Genomic DNA, 19,662 nt, shown 5'->3' with positions numbered 1-19,662 from the left:
TCGCGATCAGGATGATCGCCAGGGCGCGCCCCGGCCTCCCCTGAGCCCCCGTGGGCCGCCGGCCCTTCTTCGGTGCTGCCACCTTGTCGTTTCTCCCTGTCCAACCGTCCCGCGCCGGGTCAGCGCGCGGACGGCCACGAAATGTGTGGTGGGGACCCCTGCCCCCCGCAGAAGTGTGACTGACGGGGACCGTGCCGGCCGCCGGTCAGGCGCCCGCACGGTCCCCGGCCGCGCGCTACTTCGCGCCGGCCTCGCCGTCGTTCTTGCCGGTCTCGGGCTCGTCGCCCTTGGGCTCGTCCTTCTTGCCCAGGTCCAGCTTCGGCGTCTCGTCCCTGCCCTTGCCGAGGTCCGTCTTCGGGGCCTCGGTGAGGGAGGACGCGTCGTCGGGGACGGCGGGCGTGTCGGTCGTCACGTCGTCGATGCCGTGGACGATGCGGTTGTACTCCGCGTCCTCCAGGACGGCGCCGACGGCGTTCTTCGCGTAGATCGCGTGGACGCCGGGAGCCACCTCGAGGGTGACCGTGTCGTCGCCGATCTCCTTCACCGTGGCGTACATGCCGCCAACGGTGCGGACGCCCGTACCGGGCGTCATCTGGTCGCGCATCTGCGCGGCCTGCTGCTGCTTCTTCTTCGCGGAGCGGGTCATCAGGAACATCGCCGCGATGATCGCGATGAACGGGAGGAGTGTCACGAGATTCACGGGACGGAAATCCTTCGCACGACCGCACGCGGACGGCGGCCTTTTCTACGGGGGTGGGCACGCCGACCCGAAGGGTCGGCATCGGCGGAGTCTAGGCGAGTCCGCACCGATGGAACAACGCCCAGCATGGCACCGCAGTTCCTGGGGGCGCGAACCTCCGCGCCGTCAGGCCCCGAACAGGCCCTGTTGCCCCGTTGATCCGCTTCCGCCGTGCTGGGGTGCGACAAGCCCCAGGTGAGCCCATGCGGCGGGGGTCGCGACCCGCCCCCTGGGGGTGCGGGCGAGCAGGCCCTCGCGGACCAGGAACGGTTCCGCGACCTCCTCGACGGTCTCCCGCTCCTCCCCCACCGCCACCGCGAGGGTCGACAGCCCGACCGGCCCGCCGCCGAACAGCTTCAGCAGTGCCTCCAGAACGGCTCGATCGAGTCGGTCGAGCCCACGGGCGTCGACCTCGTACACCTGGAGGGCGGTGGCGGCCACCTCGCGGTTGATCACCCCGTCGGCCCGTACCTGGGCGTAGTCGCGCACGCGGCGCAGCAGGCGGTTGGCGATGCGGGGGGTGCCGCGGGAGCGGCCGGCGATCTCGGCGGCGCCGTCGGTGTCGATCTCCACGTCGAGGAGGCGGGCGGAGCGGTGGACGACGCGCTCCAGTTCCTCGGGGGCGTAGAACTCCATGTGTCCCGTGAAGCCGAAACGGTCCCGCAGCGGCGGGGGCAGCAGCCCGGCCCGGGTGGTGGCGCCGACCAGGGTGAAGGGCGGCAGCTCCAGGGGGATGGCGGTGGCCCCGGGGCCCTTGCCGACGATCACGTCGACGCGGAAGTCCTCCATGGCCATGTAGAGCATCTCCTCGGCGGGCCGGGACATGCGGTGGATCTCGTCGAGGAAGAGGACCTCGCCCTCCTGGAGGGAGGAGAGGATGGCGGCGAGGTCGCCGGCGTGCTGGATGGCGGGGCCGGAGGTGATCCGGATGGGCGCCCCCATCTCGGCCGCGATGATCATGGAGAGGGTGGTCTTGCCGAGGCCGGGCGCGCCGGACAGCAGGACGTGGTCCGCCGTGGCCCCGCGCTGCCGGGCCGCCTTCAGAACCAGGTCCAGCTGCTGGCGGACCTTCTCCTGGCCGACGAACTCCCCGAGGTCCTTGGGGCGCAGGGCCGCCTCGACGGCGGTGTCCTCCCCGTCGGCGGCGGCCGCCACGATCCGGTCGTCGCTCTCGTCGTCCCAGTTCACGGTGTTCAGTCTGCCTTCTGCTTCGTTGCTGTGGTCGGTGCGGGCCCCGCCGCGGCCGTACGGTCGGGGGCGGGCGGGGACGGCCGGGCCTGCGCGGCGGCGTCAGCGGGCCCGGTTCAGGGACTGCAGGGCGGCCCGCAGCAGCTGCGGCACCGGGGCGGCGCCGCCGGCGGCGATGGCCTCCTCGGCCTGCGGGGTCACCGCCACGACCGCCTCCTCCGCCTCGCGCGACGCGTAGCCCAGGCCGATCAGGGCGGCGGCGAGCTGCTCGGTCCAGGGCGCGGGCGCCGAGGCGACCGCGCGCTGGGCGCCCACCACCGGGGTGGGGGCGCCGAGCTTGCCCTTCAGTTCCAGCAGGAGTTTCTGGGCGCCCTTCGGGCCGATGCCGGGCACCGCGGTCAGCGCCTTCGCGTCGCCCGCGGCGAAGGCGGTGCGCAGGGCGTCCGGCGTGTGCACGCCGAGCATCGCCTGCGCCACGCGCGGACCGACACCGCTGGCGGTCTGCAGGAGCTCGAAGACCTGGCGCTCGTCGTCGTCGGCGAAGCCGTACAGGGTCAGCGAGTCCTCCCGGACGACCAGGGAGGTGGCCAGCCGGGCCTGCTCGCCCGTGCGCAGGCCGGCGATGGTGTTCGGCGTGCAGTGCACGGCCATGCCCACGCCGCCGACCTCGATCACGGCAAGGGTGGGGGTGAGCGCGGCGACCGCGCCGCTGACGAAGGCGATCATCGGGTACGGCCTTTCGAGGCGTGCTGGGCTACCGCCTGCTGGAGGCGGTTCTGGGCGGGGGCCCGCCAGATGTGGCAGATGGCCAGGGCGAGGGCGTCGGCGGCGTCGGCCGGTTTCGGCGGCTCGGCGAGCCGCAGCAGCCGGGTGACCATGGCGCCCACTTGGGCCTTGTCGGCCCGGCCGCTGCCGGTGACGGCGGCCTTGACCTCGCTCGGGGTGTGCAGGGCGACCGGTATCCCGCGGCGTGCGGCGCACAGCATGGCGACGGCGCTGGCCTGGGCGGTGCCCATCACCGTGCTGACGTTGTGCTGGCTGAAGACCCGCTCCACGGCGACGATCTCGGGCCGGTGCGTGTCGAGCCACTCCTCGATGCCCCGTTCGACGGCGACGAGCCGGTGGCCGAGCTCCGCGTCCGCGGGCGTCCGCACGACCCCCACCCCGAGCATGGTGAGGGGGCGGCCGGCGACGCCCTCGACGACGCCGACACCGCACCGGGTCAGCCCGGGGTCCACGCCCAGTACCCGCACCGCGCCCCCTTCTGCGGCTGAACCTCCGCCGCGCGCGCGGTGGTGGCTGAGCACCGTCGTGGCTGCTCCGTTGAGGGTTGCGGTCCGAAGACGGGCGCACACCCGATTGACGCCGTCAGGCTATCCGCCCGCACTGACAATGCGACGGCGGGCCGACAGGGTGTGTCCTGTCGGCCCGCCGGTTGCGCTCCGCCCGCTGCGGCGTTACGCGTCGACCTTCTCCATGACCTCGTCCGAGACGTCGAAGTTCGCGAAGACGTTCTGGACGTCGTCGCTGTCCTCCAGCGCGTCGATCAGCTTGAAGATCTTGCGGGCGCCCTCTTCGTCGAGCTCGACCTGCATGGTCGGGACGAAGCTGGAGTCCGCCGAGTCGTAGTCGATGCCGGCTTCCTGGAGCGCGGTGCGGACCGCGACCAGGTCGGTGGCCTCACTGATGATCTCGAAGGTGTCGCCGTTGTCGTTGACCTCTTCGGCACCGGCCTCCAGCACCGCGCCGAGGACGTCGTCCTCGGACAGCTCGGCCTTGGGCAGGATGATGACGCCCTTGCGGTTGAACAGGTACGAGACCGAGCCCGGGTCGGCCATCGAACCGCCGTTGCGGGTCATGGCGACGCGGACGTCGGAGGCGGCGCGGTTGCGGTTGTCGGTGAGGCACTCGATGAGCACCGCGACACCGTTGGGACCGTAGCCCTCGTACATGATCGTCTCGTAGTCGGCGCCGCCGGCCTCCAGGCCGCCGCCGCGCTTGACCGCCGAGTCGATGTTCTTGTTCGGGACCGACTGCTTCTTGGCCTTCTGGACCGCGTCGAAGAGCGTCGGGTTGCCGTCGATGTCGGCACCGCCCATGCGCGCCGCGACCTCGATGTTCTTGATCAGCTTCGCGAAGAGCTTGCCGCGCTTGGCATCGATCACGGCCTTCTTGTGCTTCGTCGTAGCCCATTTAGAGTGGCCGGACATCCGCCTGTCTCCTTCGCGTCACCAACAGTGTTCGTCCCCGATCCTACCGGGACCTCGTCACAGCCCCGCGCGCACCATCTCGACGAAGTAGGCGTGGACGCGGTCGTCGCCGGTCAGTTCGGGGTGGAACGAGGTGGCCAGGACGTTGCCCTGGCGCACGGCGACCGTGTGGCCGTCGTAGGTGGCGAGCACCTCGGCGGCGCCGCCGACGGACTCGACCCACGGGGCGCGGATGAAGACGCCCTCGACGGGGCCGCCCTCGATGCCGGCGAAGTCGATCTTCGCCTCGAAGGACTCGTTCTGGCGGCCGAAGGCGTTGCGGCGCACGATCATGTCGATGCCGCCCAGGGTCTCCTGGTCCTCACGGCCGTCGAGGAGCTTGTCCGCGAGCATGATCATGCCGGCGCAGGTGCCGTACACGGGCATGCCCGCGGCGACGCGCTCGCGCAGCGGCTCCAGCATGCCGAAGAGCACGGCGAGCTTCGACATCGTCGTGGACTCGCCACCGGGGATCACCAGGGCGTCCACCTCGGCGAGCTCGTCGGGGCGCCGGACCGGCCTGGCCACGGCGTCCGCCGCGGCCAGGGCGATCAGGTGCTCCCGTACGTCGCCCTGGAGGGCCAGGACACCGATCACGGGGGTGTTCGTCATGTCGGTACTACCAGCCGCGGTTGGCGTAGCGCTCGGCCTCGGGGAGGGTGTCGCAGTTGATGCCGACCATGGCCTCGCCCAGGTTGCGGGAGGCGTCCGCGATGATCTTGGGGTCGTCGAAGAAGGTGGTGGCCTTCACGATGGCGGCGGCGCGCTTGGCCGGGTCGCCCGACTTGAAGATGCCGGAGCCGACGAAGACGCCCTCGGCGCCGAGCTGGCGCATCAGCGCCGCGTCGGCCGGGGTGGCGACGCCACCGGCGGAGAACAGCACCACGGGGAGCTTGCCGAGCTCGGCGACCTCCTTGACGAGCTCGTACGGGGCACGCAGCTCCTTGGCGGCGGCGTACAGCTCGTTGTTGTCGAAGCCGCGCAGCTTGGCGATCTCGTTCTTGATCTGGCGCAGGTGGCGGACGGCCTCGACGACGTTGCCGGTGCCGGCCTCGCCCTTCGAGCGGATCATGGCCGCACCCTCGGCGATGCGGCGCAGGGCCTCACCGAGGTTGGTGGCGCCGCAGACGAAGGGGGTGGTGAACGCCCACTTGTCGGAGTGGTTGACCTCGTCGGCCGGGGTCAGGACCTCGGACTCGTCGATGTAGTCGACGCCGAGGGACTGCAGGACCTGGGCCTCGACGAAGTGGCCGATGCGGGACTTGGCCATGACGGGGATGGAGACCGCCTCGATGATCTCCTCGATCATGTTGGGGTCGGACATGCGGGCGACGCCGCCGTCCTTGCGGATGTCGGCGGGGACCCGCTCCAGGGCCATGACGGCCACGGCGCCGGCGTCCTCGGCGATCTTCGCCTGCTCGGCGTTGACCACGTCCATGATCACGCCGCCCTTGAGCTGCTCGGCCATGCCGCGCTTCACGCGCGAGGTGCCGATCGCCGACTCGGCCGACTGGGGGGAGGTGGGAAGCGTGCTCACGGATTGACCTCACTCGAAAGGAAGACGGGTAATGCTCCAGCCGAGCATCCCCAAAGCATCAGTCCACTACAAGGGCCAATATGGAGCCAGTGGCTCTTTCATTTGTCCCTGGTGGCCCTGGCGGCGTCCTGCCGGTCAGGCCGGGCGGTCCGCGAGGTACGCCGGGGGCTCGTCGTCCATCTCGAAGGCCAGCGGGAACGGCGCACGGCCGGCCAGGCGGAACCAGCGGACCTTGCGGTGGCGACGCAGCGCCCGGGCGGCCCGGACGGCGTCGTTGTGGAACCGCCGCGCCATGGGTACCCGGCGGACGGCGGCCGCCAGCTCCTCGGTCGCCTGCGCCCCGCCGGGGGCCGCCTTCAGCGCCTCGACCTGGTCGGCGTCGGCGAAGACGGCCCGCAGCGCCTGGCTCAGCTCGCTCTCGGCGACCTCGCGGTGGTCCTCCTCGGCCTGCCGGGCGGCGTGCGCGGCCTCGTACAGCACGAGCGAGGAGGCCGGGTCGAGCGCTCCGGAGGTGGCCACCTCCAGCGCCACGGAGGCCCGGCGGACCAGCTGCGCGTCCAGCGCGGCCCGCGCGGCGTCCATCCGCGAGTGCAGCCGGTCCAGCCGGCCGGCGGTCCAGCTGAGGTAGACGCCGATGACGGCGAGCGCCAGGGCGATCCAGACAAGGGTTTCGATCACGCTGCGCGACCCTACCGCTCCGGGAGCGCGGGGCTCCCATCGGGCCTGTCCGGGTGGGGCCGGGCCCGAACGGTGCACGATCGGCGACGACCCGGGGGAAGCGAGACCCGTGGCGCCGTACCGACGAGACGCGGGGCGCCGTACCGCGGACCACTTCGTCGCACTCGGCGGCAGCCGGGGCGGACCGTCGGCGCGGGCCGGTCAGGCTGTCGGTGCCCGCCCCCCGCGGCCAGGCCGGGGGGCGGTGCGGCAGGTCAGAGGGCCGTCGGGTCCTTCGAGAAGCCGAGGCGGGTGCGCAGGGAGACGCGTTCGTCGGCGCCGACGGCCGCCGCGCCGTCCGTGACCGTCTCGTAGACCGCCAGGATGTCCGCGCCGACCGTGGACCAGTCGAAGCGCCGCACGTGCGCCGAGCCCCGTTCGCTGAGCGCGGCCCGGCGGGCCGGGTCCCGGAGCAGGGTGATCGCGCCCGCCGCCAGGGCGTCGGCGTTCTCGTTGGCGAAGAGGTCGCCGGCCCCGCCCTGGTCGAGGACCTGCGCGAAGGCGTCCAGGTCCGAGGCCAGCACCGGCGCGCCCGCCGACAGCGCCTCGACCAGGATGATGCCGAAGCTCTCGCCGCCGGTGTTCGGTGCCACGTACACGTCGACGCTGCGCAGCAGCCGCGCCTTGTCCTCGTCCGAGACCATCCCGAGGAACTCCACCCGCGAGCGGATCCCAGCGGGCAGCGTCGCCACCGCCTCCTCCTCGTCACCGCGACCCGCGACCAGCAGCCGTACGTCCGGGCAGGCCTCGACGATCTTGGGGAAGGCCGCCATGAGCACCGGCAGGCCCTTGCGCGGCTCGTCGATGCGGCCGATGAAGCCGAGCGTCTGCCCGCGCCACTCGGCCTTCGGCTCGGCCTTCGCGAAGAAGTCCACGTCGACGCCGTTCGGGATCACCACCGCGTCCCCGCCCAGGTGCTCCACCAGCGTGCGCCGCGCGTACTCGCTCACCGCGATGCGCGCGCTGATCTTCTCCAGCGCGGGCTGCAGGATCGGGTACGCGGCGATCATCGCCCGGGAGCGCGGGTTGGAGGTGTGGAAGGTGGCCACGATCGGCCCCTGGGCGGCCCAGCAGGACAGCAGTCCCAGCGAGGGCGAGGCCGGCTCGTGGATGTGGATCACGTCGAAGGTGCCTTCGTGCAGCCAGCGCCGCACCCGGGCCGCCGACAGGAAGCCGAAGTTCAGCCGGGCCACGGAGCCGTTGTACGGGACCGGGACGGCCCGCCCCGCGGAGACCACGTACGGCGGCAGCGGGGTCTCGTCGTCGGCCGGGGCCAGCACCGACACGTCGTGGCCGAGCCCGATCAGGTGCTCGGCGAGGTCGCGGATGTGGAACTGGACGCCGCCCGGCACGTCCCACGAGTACGGGCACACGATGCCGATCTTCACGGCGTGCGCTCCTCCAGGTCGTCCAGCCAGAGCCGCTGCAGCATGTGCCAGTCCTCCGGGTGCTCGGCGATGCCCCACGCGAAGGCGTCCGCCACCGCCTGGGTCATGGCGATGGTCTTCTCGGCCCGGGTCCCGGTCCCGGGGACCGCCACCTCGGGGTGTATCCGGCCGTACATCTTCGGCGTCCCGCCGTAGTACAGGGTGGCCGGGATCAGCACCGCGCCCGTCTGCTGGGCCAGCAGGGCCGGTCCGGCCGGCATGCGCGCCTTGGCGCCGAAGAAGTCGACCTCGACCCCGGAGGCCGACAGATCGCGGTCCGCCACCAGGCAGACCAGGCCGCCCGAGCGCAGTCGCCGGGCCAGGATGCCGAAGGCGGCGCCGCCGCTGTGCGGCAGGACCTCCATACCCAGGCTCTCCCGGTAGGCCACGAAGCGGTCGTAGAGGGACTCGGGCTTCAGCCGCTCGGCGACCGTGGTGAACCGCACCCCGAGGTGGCCGATGGCCCAGGCGCCGGCCAGGTCCCAGTTGGCGAGGTGCGGCAGGGCCACCACGACCCCGCGCCCGGAGGCGAGGGCATCGCGCAGGATGTGCTCGTCCTGGAACTCGACGTCGGTGCCGAACCGCTCCGGGTCCATCGTGGGCAGCCGGAAGGACTCCATCCAGTACCGCATGTAGGAGCGCATGCCGGCCTTGGAGAGCTCGCGCAGCCGTTCCGGGCCGGCGCCCGGGACCACGCGGGCCAGGTTCGACTCCAGCCGCAGCACGCTCCTGCCGCGGCGCTTCCACGCGAAGTCGGCGATCCGCCGGCCCAGCGCCACGGCGGCCGGCTCGGGCAGCTTCTTGACCCCGGCCCAGCCGAGGCCGTACAGCCCGTCGACCAGTTTGTCCTGTGCGGTACCCATCAGGCGGCGCCGCCCTCGGGGGCTGCGGCGGCGTCGGCCTCTGCGGCCTCGCGCCGTACGGTGACCACGCGCTGGATCAGCGTGACCAGCGAGCCCGCGGCGACCACCCACAGGGCGATCGGCAGGAGGACGCCGATCCACGACGGCACGCCGAAGGTCTGGAGCCCGGACAGGCCGGCCGCGACCAGCGAGATCACCAGGCGTTCCGCACGCTCGACGAGCCCGTTGACGGCCACCGGCAGTCCGATCGACTCGCCGCGCGCCTTGGTGTACGACACCACCTGGCCGCTGGCCAGGCAGAAGATCGCCACCGCGCACAGCGCGTTGTCGCTGCCGGAGCCGGCGTACCAGAGGGCGAGGCCGCCGAAGATCGCCGCGTCGGCCACCCGGTCGAGGGTGGAGTCGAGGAAGGCGCCCCAGCGGCTGGAGATCCCGGCCTGTCGGGCCATGTTGCCGTCGACGAGGTCGGAGAAGACGAAGAGGGTGATGGTGATGGTGCCCCAGAAGAACTCGCCGCGGGGGAAGAAGACCAGCGCGCCCGCCACCACTCCGGCCGTGCCGATCAGGGTGACCGCGTCCGGGCTCACCCCCCGCCGGAGCAGAAATGCGGCGAATGGCGTGAGAACACGCGTGAAGAATGCACGCGCGTACTTGTTCAGCATGGCCTTCCCGGAGGGTCGCTGGGCCGCACGGCCACAACGGCCACCGGCTGGCCCATCGTAGCCAGCGCGCCGCCGCCGGAACGCCGCGCACCCACCGGTTCTCGCCCGTAAGGCGTTCTTCGTGCCGTGGACCGCCGCCGGCGCGTCACGGTGGGGCACGGGTACGGCTCCGGCACCGGCCCGGCACCGGCCCGGAGCACGGCCCCGGCACTGGTCCGACGCACGGCCCCGGCACCGGCCCGGGGTACGTCCCCGGTACGACGTATGGACGCGGTGTGACAGCAGTGCAAAGCTCGTAGAACCGCGCATTCCTCATGCGCGGGGACAAGGAACCCACCCTCCTCACCGTCACCACCGGGAGGCACGAGCACCATGGGAGCCACATCACACCAATCCGGAGCCGCCGGCAGGGCACTGACGGCCGACCGGCCCTCGTCCCTACGCAACGTCGTGCTGGTCGGCCACAGCGGATCCGGAAAGACCACCCTGGTCGAAGCCCTCGCCCTGACCGCCGGAGCGGTCAACCGGGCCGGTCGGGTCGAGGACGGCGGCACCGTCTCCGACTACGACGAGATCGAACACCGCCGCCAGCGCTCCATCCAGCTCTCCCTCGTCCCCGTCGCATGGGACGGCATCAAGATCAACCTCTTGGACACCCCCGGATACGCCGACTTCGTCGGAGAACTCAGGGCCGGTCTGCGCGCGGCGGACGCGGCCCTCTTCGTCGTCTCGGCCTCGGACGGGATCGACGGCGCCACCCGCATGGTCTGGGACGAGTGCGAGGCCGTCGGCATGCCCCGCGCCATCGTCGTCACGCACCTTGAGGCCGCACGCTCGGACTACACGCAGATGACCGCCGTCTGCGGCGAGATCTTCGGCGCGGACGACCCCGACGCGGTCGTCCCCCTGTACCTCCCCCTGCACGGCCCCGCCGGCCCGGACGGGCACGCCCCCGTCACCGGCCTGCTCGGCCTGCTCTCGCAGCGCGTCTACGAGTACGCCTCCGGCGCGCGGGTGGAGCGCGACCCGGACCCGGCCGAGCTCGCCCTCATCACCGAGGCCCGTGCGCGCCTGATCGAGGGGATCATCGCCGAGAGCGAGGACGAGACCCTCATGGACCGCTACCTCGGCGGGGAGGACATCGACCTGAAGACCCTCGTCGACGACCTGGAGCGCGCCGTCGCCCGCGGCACCTTCCACCCCGTCCTGATGGCGGCGCCGGCGGCCGACGGCGCCCGCCAGGGCCTGGGCACGGTGGAACTCCTCGAACTGATCACCGGCGGTTTCCCGACGCCCCTGGAGCGCCCGGCCGTCACCGTCACCCGCCCCGACGGCACCGCCCGCCCGGAGGTGACCTGCGACCCCTCCGGGCCACTGGTCGCGGAGGTCGTCAAGACCTCCTCCGACCCCTACGTCGGCCGCGTCTCGCTCGTGCGCGTCTTCTCCGGCACCCTGAAGCCCGAGGAGACCGTCCACGTCAGCGGGCACGGCCTCGCCGACCGCGGGCACGAGGACCACGACGTCGACGAACGGATCGGCTCCCTCACCGCCCCGTTCGGCAAACAGCAGCGCGTCCTCGACCGGTGCATCGCCGGCGACCTCGCCTGCGTGGCCAAGCTCTCCCGGGCGGAGACGGGCGACACCCTCTCCGCCAAGGACGACCCGCTCCTCATGGCTCCCTGGACGATGCCCGACCCCCTGCTCCCCCTGGCCATCGAGGCCCACAGCAAGGCCGACGAGGACAAGCTCTCGCAGGGTCTCGCCCGGCTCGTCGCCGAGGACCCCACGATGCGCCTGGAGCAGAACCCGCACACCCACCAGGTCGTCCTGTGGAGCCTCGGCGAAGCCCACCAGGACGTCGCCCTGGAACGGCTGCGCAACCGCTACGGCGTCCAGGTCGACCCCGTCCCGCACCGGGTGAGCCTGCGCGAGACCTTCGGCGCGAAGGCGGCCGGCCGCGGCCGGCACGTCAAACAGTCCGGTGGCCACGGCCAGTTCGCCATCTGCGAGATCGAGGTGGAGCCGCTCCCGCCCGGCAGCGGCATCGAGTTCGTCGACAAGGTCGTCGGCGGCGCCGTCCCCCGCCAGTTCATCCCGTCCGTGGAGAAGGGGGTGCGCAGCCAGGCCGCCCGCGGCGTCGCGGCGGGCTATCCGCTGGTCGACGTCCGCGTCACCCTCCTCGACGGCAAGGCGCACTCGGTGGACTCCTCGGACGCCGCCTTCCAGACCGCCGGCGCCCTCGCCCTGCGCGAGGCCGCCGCCGAGACCCGCATCGACCTGCTGGAACCGGTCGCCGAACTCGACGTCCTGATCCCCGACGAATACGTCGGGCCGGTCATGAGCGATCTCGCGGGCCGCCGCGGCCGGGTCGTCGGCACCGACCAGGCCGGGCCCGGGCGCACCCGGGTGCGCGCCGAGATCCCGGAGATCGAGATCGACCGCTACGCCGTCGAGCTGCGCTCCGTCTCGCACGGCACCGGCCGCTTCGCCCGCGCCTACGCCCGGCACGAGCCGATGCCGCCGCAGATCGCCGAGAAGGTGCGCGAACAGGCCGGGAAGGGAACGTAGTCGGCCTGCACCAGCGGGTGCCGCCCACCCAACCAGCTTGCGGTGGGCGGCATTTCCCTGTCCCATGACCATGGGGTGGGATCCGCCGATAGGCTCGTCGGCGCACCAAAAGAGCACGAACGCACAGCGATGGGGGCAGCGGTGGCGGACGACGGATTCGACTTCAGGCCCGGCGCACAGATTCCTCTGCAGAACGGCGGGGGGCAGACGGCGGCGACCAACGCCCTCGCCTCGGCCGCGTACCGCGACGGCGGCAAGGACACCAAGCTCGACGCCCTCCTCGGGGCGAACAGCGAGAACCACCCGGCCACGGTGAAGCCCCCGAAGCTGTCGCTCTTCGAGCCCAGCCTCGGCGAGGCCTTCTGCCGGGCCGTGGAGGCGCGCACCCTGGGGGCCGGCCGCAAGCCCCTCATCCAGTCCTTCGGCGCCGACCCGCAGACGGTCGTCGAGCACTGCCTGGCCGCGTCCCGCATCCGCAAGGAGCGCGACCGCAGGCTCAGGCTGATCGTGCTGGTCTGCGGCGTGCTGTTCCTGCCCGGGCTGCTGCTGTGGCTGGGCCTCTTCCAGCTGCGCAAGTCCCTGGCCTCCAAGGAGGGCAAGCACTCCTGGCTCGGCACCACGCTGCTGGTGGGCGTCGGCATCGTGGTGGCCGTCCTGATGTTCCGGCTGCCGCTGACCGGCTTCCTCGGCCTCTACGCCCGCGGCATGGTCGTCGCCCCGGCGCTGGGCTGGCTGCTGGCCCGTCGCACCTGCGAGTCGACCGCCCGCGACCTGCGGGAACGTTGGGACGGGCTGCTGTCGGGCGGCGGGGTCGCCGCCAAGATCCCGGAGGCCGTGCCCGGCAATCCCGACGAGAAGGCCCGTGAGGACCTGCGCCACCAGCTCGCCAAGCTCACCGCGGAGGACCGCAGCAACCAGGTCTTCTACGCCGGCCCCAAGGGCATCCTCGGCATGGGCACCCGCTGGGGCAGCTGGCAGTTGGCCGAGGAGCTCGCCCCGAGGGACGAGGACAAGGAGATCCACCCCTTCCGGGCCTGGGACGTCATACGCGCGATCGACGCCCAGCTGCGCAGGCTGGAGCGCGGCCCGCTGCACACCGGCGGCTTCCCGGCCGCCGCCATCCAGCACTGGATCGTCACCCCGGTCGGCGAGGGCGCCGCCGAGGTGGCCCGTCCCACCGGCGAGAACGTCGACGCCTTCCTGGTGAAGCCGCACGAGGTCACCCGGATCTGCAACGAGCAGCAGTTCAACTCCGGGGACCGGCACTACCTGGGCATCCAGTACCCGCTCTGGGACGGCCAGCTGATCATCAACATGCTGGTGACCGTCACCGTGCTCTACAAGACCCTGCGCGTGGACGTCACCGCGCACGCCCTGGGCCCCGTGCACGGCCTGTTCACCACCAAGTCCAAGACCCCGGTGGTGGAGGTGCCCAAGAGCATCCGCTTCTGGGAGACCGTGGAGAAGCCGCTGCCCCTGGTGGACGCCCAGGAGGTGGTACGGCTCGCCGTGCGGGCACCCCTGACCTGGTACCCGCCGGTCCTCGACTTCCTCGGCGGCAAGCTGGTCCTGCCCGAACCGTTCGGGCTGCGCCACGTCTGGGCGAGCTCGATGTGGCGCCACCGGTTCATGGCGGACGACGCGCTGCGCACGGTGGCCCCGGTCCTGCGGTCGATCCACGCGGCGACCTTCAAGGTGCTGGAGGAGAACGGCGTGGACACCGAGCGCTTCACGAACCGTTCCTCGATCATGAGCGGCGTCATCCAGGAGCCGTCGCCGCGCAAGGCGGACGTGTACGACGCCTGAGAGGCGGCTGGTCGGCTCGGGCCCGCTCTTCGAGCCGGCCCTGGCTAGGCTGGAGCGGACAGGAGACAGCCGCTGGAGGCGACCATGACCGAGCGCAAACCGCCTGGCGTGGACTTCGAGTCCTTCGTCGACCGGCAGATCAGGCAGGCCACCGCACGCGGCGACTTCGCGGAGCTGCCGGGCTTCGGCAAGCCGATGGCCTCGATCGACGCCCCGTACGACGAGCTGTGGTGGATCCGGGACAAGATGCACCGGGAGGGCTTCGCCGCGCTGCCGCCGGCGCTGGCGCTGCGCAAGGAGGCCGAGGACGCCCGTGGGGCGGCCGCGGCGGCGCGGACGGAGCGCGAGGCGCGGGCCCTGCTCACCGCGGTCAACGCGAAGATCCGGGCGGCCCTGCGGATGCCCCCGCCGGGCCCTCCCCTGAACCTGGAGGAGTTCGACGTCGAGGCCGAGCTGCGGGCCCGGCGCGAGCACCGGGCGCCGTAGGCGCGAGGGGTGCGCACGGAAGGCCTGCGCGGCGCCTGCGGGTACCGCCGGCACGGTTCGAAGCACCACCCGTCAGCGACCGACGGTGCGGGCCCCGGGCAGGTCGGTCAGTCCTGGGGCCAGGCGTCCGCGAGCATCTGGCGGGTGTCGGCGAGGAGTTGCGGCAGCACCTTGGTGTGGCCGACCACCGGCATGAAGTTCGTGTCCCCGCCCCAGCGGGGCACGATGTGCTGGTGCAGGTGGGCGGCGATGCCGGCGCCGGCGGCCGCGCCCTGGTTCATGCCGATGTTGAAGCCGTGCGCGCCCGAGGCCTTGCGCAGCGCGACCATCGCCCGCTTCGTGAGGTCGGCCAGCTCGGCCGTCTCCGGGGAGTCGAGCCCGGTGTAGTCGGCGACGTGGCGGTACGGCACGACCATCAGGTGGCCGCCGTTGTACGGGTAGAGGTTCAGCACGGCGTAGACGTGCCGGCCGCGTGCCACGACCAGGCCGTCCTCGTCGGACATCTCCGGAATCCCGCAGAAGGGGCAGCCGTCACCGGCCTCGGGGCCGGTCGGCTTGTTCTCGCCCTGGATGTAGGCCATCCGGTGGGGCGTCCACAGACGCTGGAACGCGTCCTGCGTGCCGACCCCGATCTGCTGCTCCGGCTCAGTCGTCATGGCATGCAGCATATGACCTCGCCCGCGCCGACGAGGAAGGCCCCCGGAAAGTGATCACTTTCCGGGGGCCCGCCCGAACGGCTCAGACCTGGACGCGGTCGGCGACGACCTTCGCCAGCTTGGCGAGCGCCTCGGCCTTCGGGATGCCGTTCTCCTGCGAACCGTCGCGGTAGCGGAAGGAGACCGTACCCGCCGCCATGTCCTCGTCACCGACGATGATCATGAACGGGACCTTGAGCTTCTGGTGGTTGCGGATCTTCTTCTGCATCCGGTCGGAGGAGGCGTCCACCTCGACCCGCAGGCCCTGCTTCTTTGCCTCGGCGGCGAACTCCTGCAGGTACTCCACGTGCCCGTCACCGATCGGGATGCCGACCGCCTGCACCGGGGCCAGCCACGGCGGCATGGCGCCCGCGTAGTGCTCCAGCAGCACGGCGAAGAACCGCTCGATCGAGCCGAACAGCGCGCGGTGGATCATGACCGGGCGCTGGCGGGAGCCGTCCGGCGCGGTGTACTCCAGGTTGAAGCGCTCCGGCAGGTTGAAGTCGAGCTGCACGGTGGACATCTGCCAGGTACGGCCGATGGCGTCGCGCGCCTGCACGGAGATCTTCGGGCCGTAGAAGGCCGCGCCGCCCGGGTCGGGGGTCAGCGGGAGGCCCTGCTTCTCGGCGACCTGCTGGAGGACCGCGGTGGCCTCCTCCCAGACCTCGTCCGAGCCGACGAACTTCTCCGGGTCCTTGGTGGACAGTTCCAGGTAGAAGTCGGTCAGACCGTAGTCGCGCAGCAGGTTGAGCACGAAGGTGAGGGTGCGGTCGAGCTCCTCGGCCATCTGCTCACGGGTGCAGTAGATGTGCGCGTCGTCCTGGGTGAAGCCGCGGGCCCGGGTCAGGCCGTGCACGACGCCGGACTTCTCGTACCGGTACACGGTGCCGAACTCGAACAGGCGCAGCGGCAGCTCGCGGTAGGAGCGGCCGCGCGCGTCGAAGATCAGGTTGTGCATCGGGCAGTTCATGGGCTTGAGGTAGTAGTCGGTACCACCGTCGAGCTGCATGGGGGGGTACATGCCCTCCGCGTACCAGTCCAGGTGGCCGCTCTTCTCGAAGAGCGCGCCCTTGGTGGCGTGCGGGGAGTAGACGAACTCGTAGCCCTCCTCCTCGTGCCGGCGGCGCGAGTAGTCCTCCATCACCCGGCGGATGATGCCGCCGCGCGGGTGGAAGACGGCGAGGCCGGAGCCGATCTCGTCCGGGATGGAGAAGAGGTCCAGCTCGTTGCCGAGCTTGCGGTGGTCGCGCTTCTCGGCTTCCGCGAGGAAGTCGAGGTGTGCCTTCAGCTCCTCCTTCGACGGCCACGCGGTGCCGTAGATGCGCTGGAGCATCGGGTTCTTCTCGCTGCCGCGCCAGTAGGCGGCCGCGTTGCGCATGAGCTTGAACGCCGGAATGGTGCGGGTGGTGGGCAGGTGGGGACCGCGGCAGAGGTCCTTCCAGCACAGCTCGCCGGTCTTGGCGTCCAGGTTGTCGTAGATGGTCAGCTCGCCGCCGCCCACCTCGACGTTCGCACCGTCGTCGGTGGACGCGGAACCCTTGATGCCGATGAGCTCCAGCTTGTACGGCTCGTCGGCGAGCTCCTCGCGGGCCGCCTCGTCGGTGACCACGCGGCGGGAGAAGCGCTGACCGCGCTTCTGGATCTCCTGCATCTTCTTCTCGACGGCCTTGAGGTCCTCCGGGGTGAAGGGCCGGGCCACGTCGAAGTCGTAGTAGAAGCCGTCGCGGACCGGCGGGCCGATGCCGAGCTTGGCCTCGGGGAACAGCTCCTGCACGGCCTGGGCCATGACGTGCGCGGTCGAGTGGCGCAGGATGTTCAGGCCGTCCTCGGAGGAGATCTCCACCGGCTCGACGGTCTCGCCGTCCTGCACCTCGTACGAGAGGTCCTTGAGCTCGCCCGCGACACGGGCGGCGACGATGGTGCGCTCGCCGGCGAAGAGCTCGGCCGCCGTAGTGCCCGTGGCCACCACGCGCTCGTCCCGCTCGGAATCGCGTTGGATGATCACACGGACGTCTGACACCGGTCTCTCCTGACTCAGGGGATGCGCGAGCGAACGCTGCGCGCCTGAATCGTACCGAGCCGACCGGCTGCGCCGCTAAACGGTTCCTCCCGGGCTCCGCCCCCTCCCCCGGACGACCGCGGCCGCCCGGGACCCCGGTGGCGCCGCGGAGGGCACCGGTAGCGTGAGGGGCCGCCCCAGCCCCTCGGAAGGACCCGTATGCCGAGCCCGCAGATCCGTCCCCTGGACCTGGCCGACGACGCCACCGCCCGCGCCGTCCACCGGATCGCCCGGGAGGCGTACGCCGTCGAGGCGGACCTCATCGGCTTCGACGGGATCCCCGCCCTGCACGAGAGTCTCGCGCAGATGCGGGCGCAGCCGCTGCACTGGGTCGGGGCCTTCTCGCGGGAGGGGGAGCCGGCCGGGTTCCTGGCCTGGGAGGAGGTGCCGGACGGCGGCATCGGCATCGACCGGCTCTGCGTGGCCCCCGCCTTCTTCCGCCGCGGCGTCGCCTCCGGGCTGCTGCGCCACGCCCTGGCCGAGCTGTTCCCCGGCCGGCCGGTCGAGGTCGCCACGGGCGCGGCCAACGCCCCCGCCGTCCGCCTCTACGAGAGCTTCGGCTTCGTCCGCGGCGCGGACTTCTCCCCCGCCCCGGGGCTGACCATGGCCTCCTTCAGTCGTCCGACGGCAGCACGTCCGCCGGGTCGAGGGACTCGTCCAGCGACTTCATGAGGCGATCCCGCTCGACCTCGTCGAGGGGGACCGGGCGCACGTCCGTGACGCCGGTGAGCCGGCGGAACCCGCCCCGGCGCTGCAAGCGCCCGCTGATCCGGATGGGCAGGCCCACCAGGTGCGCGTGGCCCGCCACCCGGTACGCCTCCTCGTCGAGCGCGGCCCGTACCCACGGGACCTCCGCCCCGGCGAGGACCCGCAGCCGGATCGTGCCCCCGCCGCCCGGCGCCGAGCGCCGCATGCGGACCACCGCCCCCGCGACGCGGACCGCCACGGCCGGTTCGTCCCGGGTGTAGCGCGCCGCCGCCTCCCGCAGGACGGGCAGGTCGCCCGGGGAGAACTCCACCGGCTCGGGCCGGGCCGCGCAGCCCGCCGGGACCCCCGCCGCAGGTGCCCAGGCCAGCGCGATGCGGGCCCCCTCCGAGCCCCGCACCAGCGCGATCAGCGCCTGGGCCAGCTCCCGGCTGACTCCCGCGCCCACCGCGGCGTCGAAGGCCTCCATGCCGCCGGTGGCCCGCCGGTAGTCCACGGCCTCGCGGGCCGCGTGCAGTGCGTGGTGCAGCCGCGTCACGATGCCCCGCCCGCCGTCGACCGGCACGTACGCGCTCAACCGCCGCCCGCCCGGCTGCGGCCCCACCAGCACCTGGTCCAGGGCCCGTTCGGCCTGGGCCCGGTGCCTGGCGCCGTAGTAACCGGCCCTCGCCCGCGCGGCGAGGGCGCCCGCGAGCAGCAACCGCCGCGCGGCCGAGCGCAGTTGCTCCTGTACGGTCCAGGCGGCCTCGCCCTCCAGTCCGTACGCCCCGGGCGGGACCTCCCGCTCCCAGCGGACCTCGTCGCTGGGCACGCTCAGCCCGTAGAGCACCTCCCGTGCGGACGGGAAGGTGCTGCGCGAGAGCGCGGTCAGTGCCTCCTCCAGCAGGTCGGTGCAGTCGGGGAAGGCCCGGGTCTCGGGGACGAGCACGCTGGTGCCGGCGTGACCGGGCGGTGTCCATCGCCCGTAGCGGCCCGCGGATCCGCCCCGGCGCAGCCAGCCGTGCCGGTGCAGGAGGGCGCCCAGCACGGCGGGGTCGACCTGCGCCGGGTCCGGCCCGGCGGTGGCGCCGGCGGGGTGCGGGAAGGGCCTGTGGTCCGGGGGCAGCAGCGGTTCGAGGTTCGACGGGTGCCAGTGCATCAGGGTGTCCCTCCCGACCCGACCCGGGTCATGATCTCGCACAGAGCCCGGTCGTCGAAGATCCGCGCGGTCGGTATCCGTACGGTGGTCCGGCGGCGGCCGGTGACGGGGTGTCCGGCGAGATTGGTCCAGTAGCAGCAGTGCCGCAGGTCGAGCCGGTCGTGTCCGGCGGCGAGCCACTGGTCGCGCTCCCGCGGGACGAGCATCACGACGAGGATCTTGTGCACGGCGACCGGGGTGCGGGCCAGCTTCACCAGGTGCTCGTTGTCGAGGGTGAAGGAGAAGGTGGGGCCGGGCGGCCGGGGCGGTACCTGGTAGGTCGCCTTCAACTGCACCTTGATGGTGACCTCGTCGTCGACGACGTGCTCGGGGGCGCCGTGACTGACGTGCCAGTCCACGCCGTTGTCGGGGAAGGGCTGGGACAGCGAGCAGCCGGCCGCGGCGGCGACGGCGTGCAGGTATCCCACCTGGAGGGTCTCCATGCAGGCGGTGGTGGCGAGTGTGCCGCGCAGCGGTACGGTCCGCGTGGCGTCGTCCGGTGCGCCTGCACCGGCGGCGGTCCGCGGCCCGATCTGCCCCTCCAGCACCCCGCCCGGTTCGGGCTGCGCGAGCGCCATGGCCGGCTCCCCATGCCTTCCGGGCTCTGCCTTCGGCGGTGGTCGGGTGGGTGGGTGACGACCGGTCATGTGCACGGCCCCCCAGGGTTGTTGTCTCCGCACCCGGGTCGCCGCAAACGGCGTACGGAACAAACAGCCCGGGTATCACCGATTCGGGCAGGGGCGGCACGTTCCGAGGCGGCGGCGCCCGGCTGCACCCCAACTGC

At 72.3% G+C, this 19,662-nt stretch carries 19 protein-coding genes; 4 read left to right on the top strand and 15 right to left on the bottom strand.

Features of this window, described 5'->3' with window-relative positions:
- Nucleotides 1-235: 235 nt before the first annotated feature.
- The 11 genes from yajC to pgsA form a co-directional block, all read right to left on the bottom strand.
- Nucleotides 236-700, bottom strand: coding sequence for a preprotein translocase subunit YajC (gene yajC / locus IF89_RS0121850; protein WP_030770649.1), 465 nt, complete (start codon nucleotides 698-700; stop codon nucleotides 236-238).
- Between the two features lie 165 nt (nucleotides 701-865).
- Nucleotides 866-1,927: a Holliday junction branch migration DNA helicase RuvB gene (gene ruvB / locus IF89_RS0121845; protein WP_030656164.1), complete on the bottom strand. Its 1,062-nt coding sequence runs from the start codon at nucleotides 1,925-1,927 to the stop codon at nucleotides 866-868.
- A 102-nt stretch (nucleotides 1,928-2,029) separates the two neighbouring features.
- The gene (gene ruvA, locus IF89_RS0121840) at nucleotides 2,030-2,653 is read right to left on the bottom strand and encodes a Holliday junction branch migration protein RuvA (RefSeq protein WP_030770646.1); all 624 of its coding nucleotides are present in this window, start codon (nucleotides 2,651-2,653) and stop codon (nucleotides 2,030-2,032) included.
- On the bottom strand, nucleotides 2,650-3,180 hold the full coding sequence (gene ruvC, locus IF89_RS0121835) for a crossover junction endodeoxyribonuclease RuvC (protein WP_030770643.1): 531 nt from the start codon (nucleotides 3,178-3,180) through the stop codon (nucleotides 2,650-2,652). Before ruvC ends, ruvA begins: the two co-directional genes overlap by 4 nt.
- Nucleotides 3,181-3,384: 204 nt before the next feature.
- Entirely contained in the window at nucleotides 3,385-4,137 is a 753-nt protein-coding gene (locus IF89_RS0121830) for a YebC/PmpR family DNA-binding transcriptional regulator (protein ID WP_030656159.1), read from the bottom strand.
- A 57-nt stretch (nucleotides 4,138-4,194) separates the two neighbouring features.
- A complete protein-coding gene (gene pdxT / locus IF89_RS0121825) occupies nucleotides 4,195-4,788 on the bottom strand; it encodes a pyridoxal 5'-phosphate synthase glutaminase subunit PdxT (protein WP_030770639.1) in 594 nt (197 codons plus the stop codon).
- A gap of 7 nt (nucleotides 4,789-4,795) precedes the next feature.
- Nucleotides 4,796-5,713 (bottom strand): pyridoxal 5'-phosphate synthase lyase subunit PdxS, encoded by a 918-nt coding sequence (pdxS, locus tag IF89_RS0121820; RefSeq protein WP_030656154.1) that lies wholly within the window; start codon nucleotides 5,711-5,713, stop codon nucleotides 4,796-4,798.
- Nucleotides 5,714-5,848: 135 nt separating this feature from the next.
- A complete protein-coding gene (locus IF89_RS0121815) occupies nucleotides 5,849-6,391 on the bottom strand; it encodes a membrane protein (RefSeq protein WP_030770635.1) in 543 nt (180 codons plus the stop codon).
- Nucleotides 6,392-6,645: 254 nt separating this feature from the next.
- Nucleotides 6,646-7,818, bottom strand: coding sequence for a glycosyltransferase family 4 protein (locus IF89_RS0121810; RefSeq protein ID WP_030770633.1), 1,173 nt, complete (start codon nucleotides 7,816-7,818; stop codon nucleotides 6,646-6,648).
- Nucleotides 7,815-8,720 carry a phosphatidylinositol mannoside acyltransferase gene (locus IF89_RS0121805; protein WP_030770630.1) on the bottom strand — a complete coding sequence of 302 codons (906 nt, stop codon included), beginning with the start codon at nucleotides 8,718-8,720 and terminating at the stop codon, nucleotides 7,815-7,817. Before IF89_RS0121805 ends, IF89_RS0121810 begins: the two co-directional genes overlap by 4 nt.
- Nucleotides 8,720-9,382, bottom strand: coding sequence for a phosphatidylinositol phosphate synthase (gene pgsA, locus IF89_RS0121800; protein WP_030770628.1), 663 nt, complete (start codon nucleotides 9,380-9,382; stop codon nucleotides 8,720-8,722). Before pgsA ends, IF89_RS0121805 begins: the two co-directional genes overlap by 1 nt.
- 372 nt (nucleotides 9,383-9,754) lie before the next feature.
- Here pgsA and IF89_RS0121795 point away from each other — a divergent pair, with 372 nt between their 5' ends.
- The 3 genes from IF89_RS0121795 (at nucleotide 9,755) to IF89_RS0121785 (ending at nucleotide 14,242) form a co-directional block, all read left to right on the top strand.
- Nucleotides 9,755-11,950 (top strand): elongation factor G-like protein EF-G2, encoded by a 2,196-nt coding sequence (locus IF89_RS0121795; protein ID WP_030770626.1) that lies wholly within the window; start codon nucleotides 9,755-9,757, stop codon nucleotides 11,948-11,950.
- 141 nt (nucleotides 11,951-12,091) lie between these two features.
- Nucleotides 12,092-13,756 carry a hypothetical protein gene (locus IF89_RS0121790; protein WP_030770621.1) on the top strand — a complete coding sequence of 555 codons (1,665 nt, stop codon included), beginning with the start codon at nucleotides 12,092-12,094 and terminating at the stop codon, nucleotides 13,754-13,756.
- Nucleotides 13,757-13,840: 84 nt separating this feature from the next.
- Complete coding sequence (locus IF89_RS0121785; RefSeq protein ID WP_030770617.1) at nucleotides 13,841-14,242, top strand: DUF1992 domain-containing protein; 402 nt, start codon at nucleotides 13,841-13,843, stop codon at nucleotides 14,240-14,242.
- 107 nt (nucleotides 14,243-14,349) lie between these two features.
- Here the strand turns inward: IF89_RS0121785 and IF89_RS0121780 are convergent, their stop codons facing one another.
- Together IF89_RS0121780 and thrS are read right to left on the bottom strand one after the other, a co-directional pair.
- Entirely contained in the window at nucleotides 14,350-14,910 is a 561-nt protein-coding gene (locus IF89_RS0121780; protein ID WP_030770614.1) for an HIT family protein, read from the bottom strand.
- Between the two features lie 70 nt (nucleotides 14,911-14,980).
- A complete protein-coding gene (gene thrS, locus IF89_RS0121775; RefSeq protein ID WP_030770612.1) occupies nucleotides 14,981-16,957 on the bottom strand; it encodes a threonine--tRNA ligase in 1,977 nt (658 codons plus the stop codon).
- 198 nt (nucleotides 16,958-17,155) lie between these two features.
- On the opposite strand from thrS, the gene IF89_RS0121770 reads away from it, so the two are divergent.
- Entirely contained in the window at nucleotides 17,156-17,668 is a 513-nt protein-coding gene (locus IF89_RS0121770) for a GNAT family N-acetyltransferase (protein WP_051807380.1), read from the top strand.
- Here the strand turns inward: IF89_RS0121770 and IF89_RS0121765 are convergent.
- Nucleotides 17,610-18,839 (bottom strand): hypothetical protein, encoded by a 1,230-nt coding sequence (locus IF89_RS0121765; RefSeq protein ID WP_030770606.1) that lies wholly within the window; start codon nucleotides 18,837-18,839, stop codon nucleotides 17,610-17,612. The genes IF89_RS0121770 and IF89_RS0121765 overlap by 59 nt on opposite strands.
- Complete coding sequence (locus tag IF89_RS0121760; protein WP_030770603.1) at nucleotides 18,839-19,456, bottom strand: DUF4365 domain-containing protein; 618 nt, start codon at nucleotides 19,454-19,456, stop codon at nucleotides 18,839-18,841. Before IF89_RS0121760 ends, IF89_RS0121765 begins: the two co-directional genes overlap by 1 nt.
- Between the last annotated feature and the right edge of the window lie 206 nt (nucleotides 19,457-19,662).

The organism is Streptomyces sp. NRRL F-2664 (assembly GCF_000719345.1).
GTDB lineage: Bacteria > Actinomycetota > Actinomycetes > Streptomycetales > Streptomycetaceae > Streptomyces.
The sequence above is the reverse complement of the archived record's forward strand: the minus strand, read 5'-3'. Positions and strand labels throughout refer to the sequence as shown.

Bases quoted from the DNA above. Each gene is read 5' to 3' on its own strand.
- ruvA (WP_030770646.1), bottom strand. From the start codon at position 2,653: ATGATCGCCTTCGTCAGCGGCGCGGTCGCCGCGCTCACCCCCACCCTT.
- IF89_RS0121830 (WP_030656159.1), bottom strand. From the start codon at position 4,137: ATGTCCGGCCACTCTAAATGGGCTACGACGAAGCACAAGAAGGCCGTG.
- pdxT (WP_030770639.1), bottom strand. From the start codon at position 4,788: ATGACGAACACCCCCGTGATCGGTGTCCTGGCCCTCCAGGGCGACGTA.
- IF89_RS0121805 (WP_030770630.1), bottom strand. From the start codon at position 8,720: ATGGGTACCGCACAGGACAAACTGGTCGACGGGCTGTACGGCCTCGGC.
- pgsA (WP_030770628.1), bottom strand. From the start codon at position 9,382: ATGCTGAACAAGTACGCGCGTGCATTCTTCACGCGTGTTCTCACGCCA.
- IF89_RS0121795 (WP_030770626.1), top strand. From the start codon at position 9,755: ATGGGAGCCACATCACACCAATCCGGAGCCGCCGGCAGGGCACTGACG.
- IF89_RS0121785 (WP_030770617.1), top strand. From the start codon at position 13,841: ATGACCGAGCGCAAACCGCCTGGCGTGGACTTCGAGTCCTTCGTCGAC.
- IF89_RS0121780 (WP_030770614.1), bottom strand. From the start codon at position 14,910: ATGCTGCATGCCATGACGACTGAGCCGGAGCAGCAGATCGGGGTCGGC.
- IF89_RS0121770 (WP_051807380.1), top strand. From the start codon at position 17,156: ATGCCGAGCCCGCAGATCCGTCCCCTGGACCTGGCCGACGACGCCACC.
- IF89_RS0121765 (WP_030770606.1), bottom strand. From the start codon at position 18,839: ATGCACTGGCACCCGTCGAACCTCGAACCGCTGCTGCCCCCGGACCAC.
- IF89_RS0121760 (WP_030770603.1), bottom strand. From the start codon at position 19,456: ATGGCGCTCGCGCAGCCCGAACCGGGCGGGGTGCTGGAGGGGCAGATC.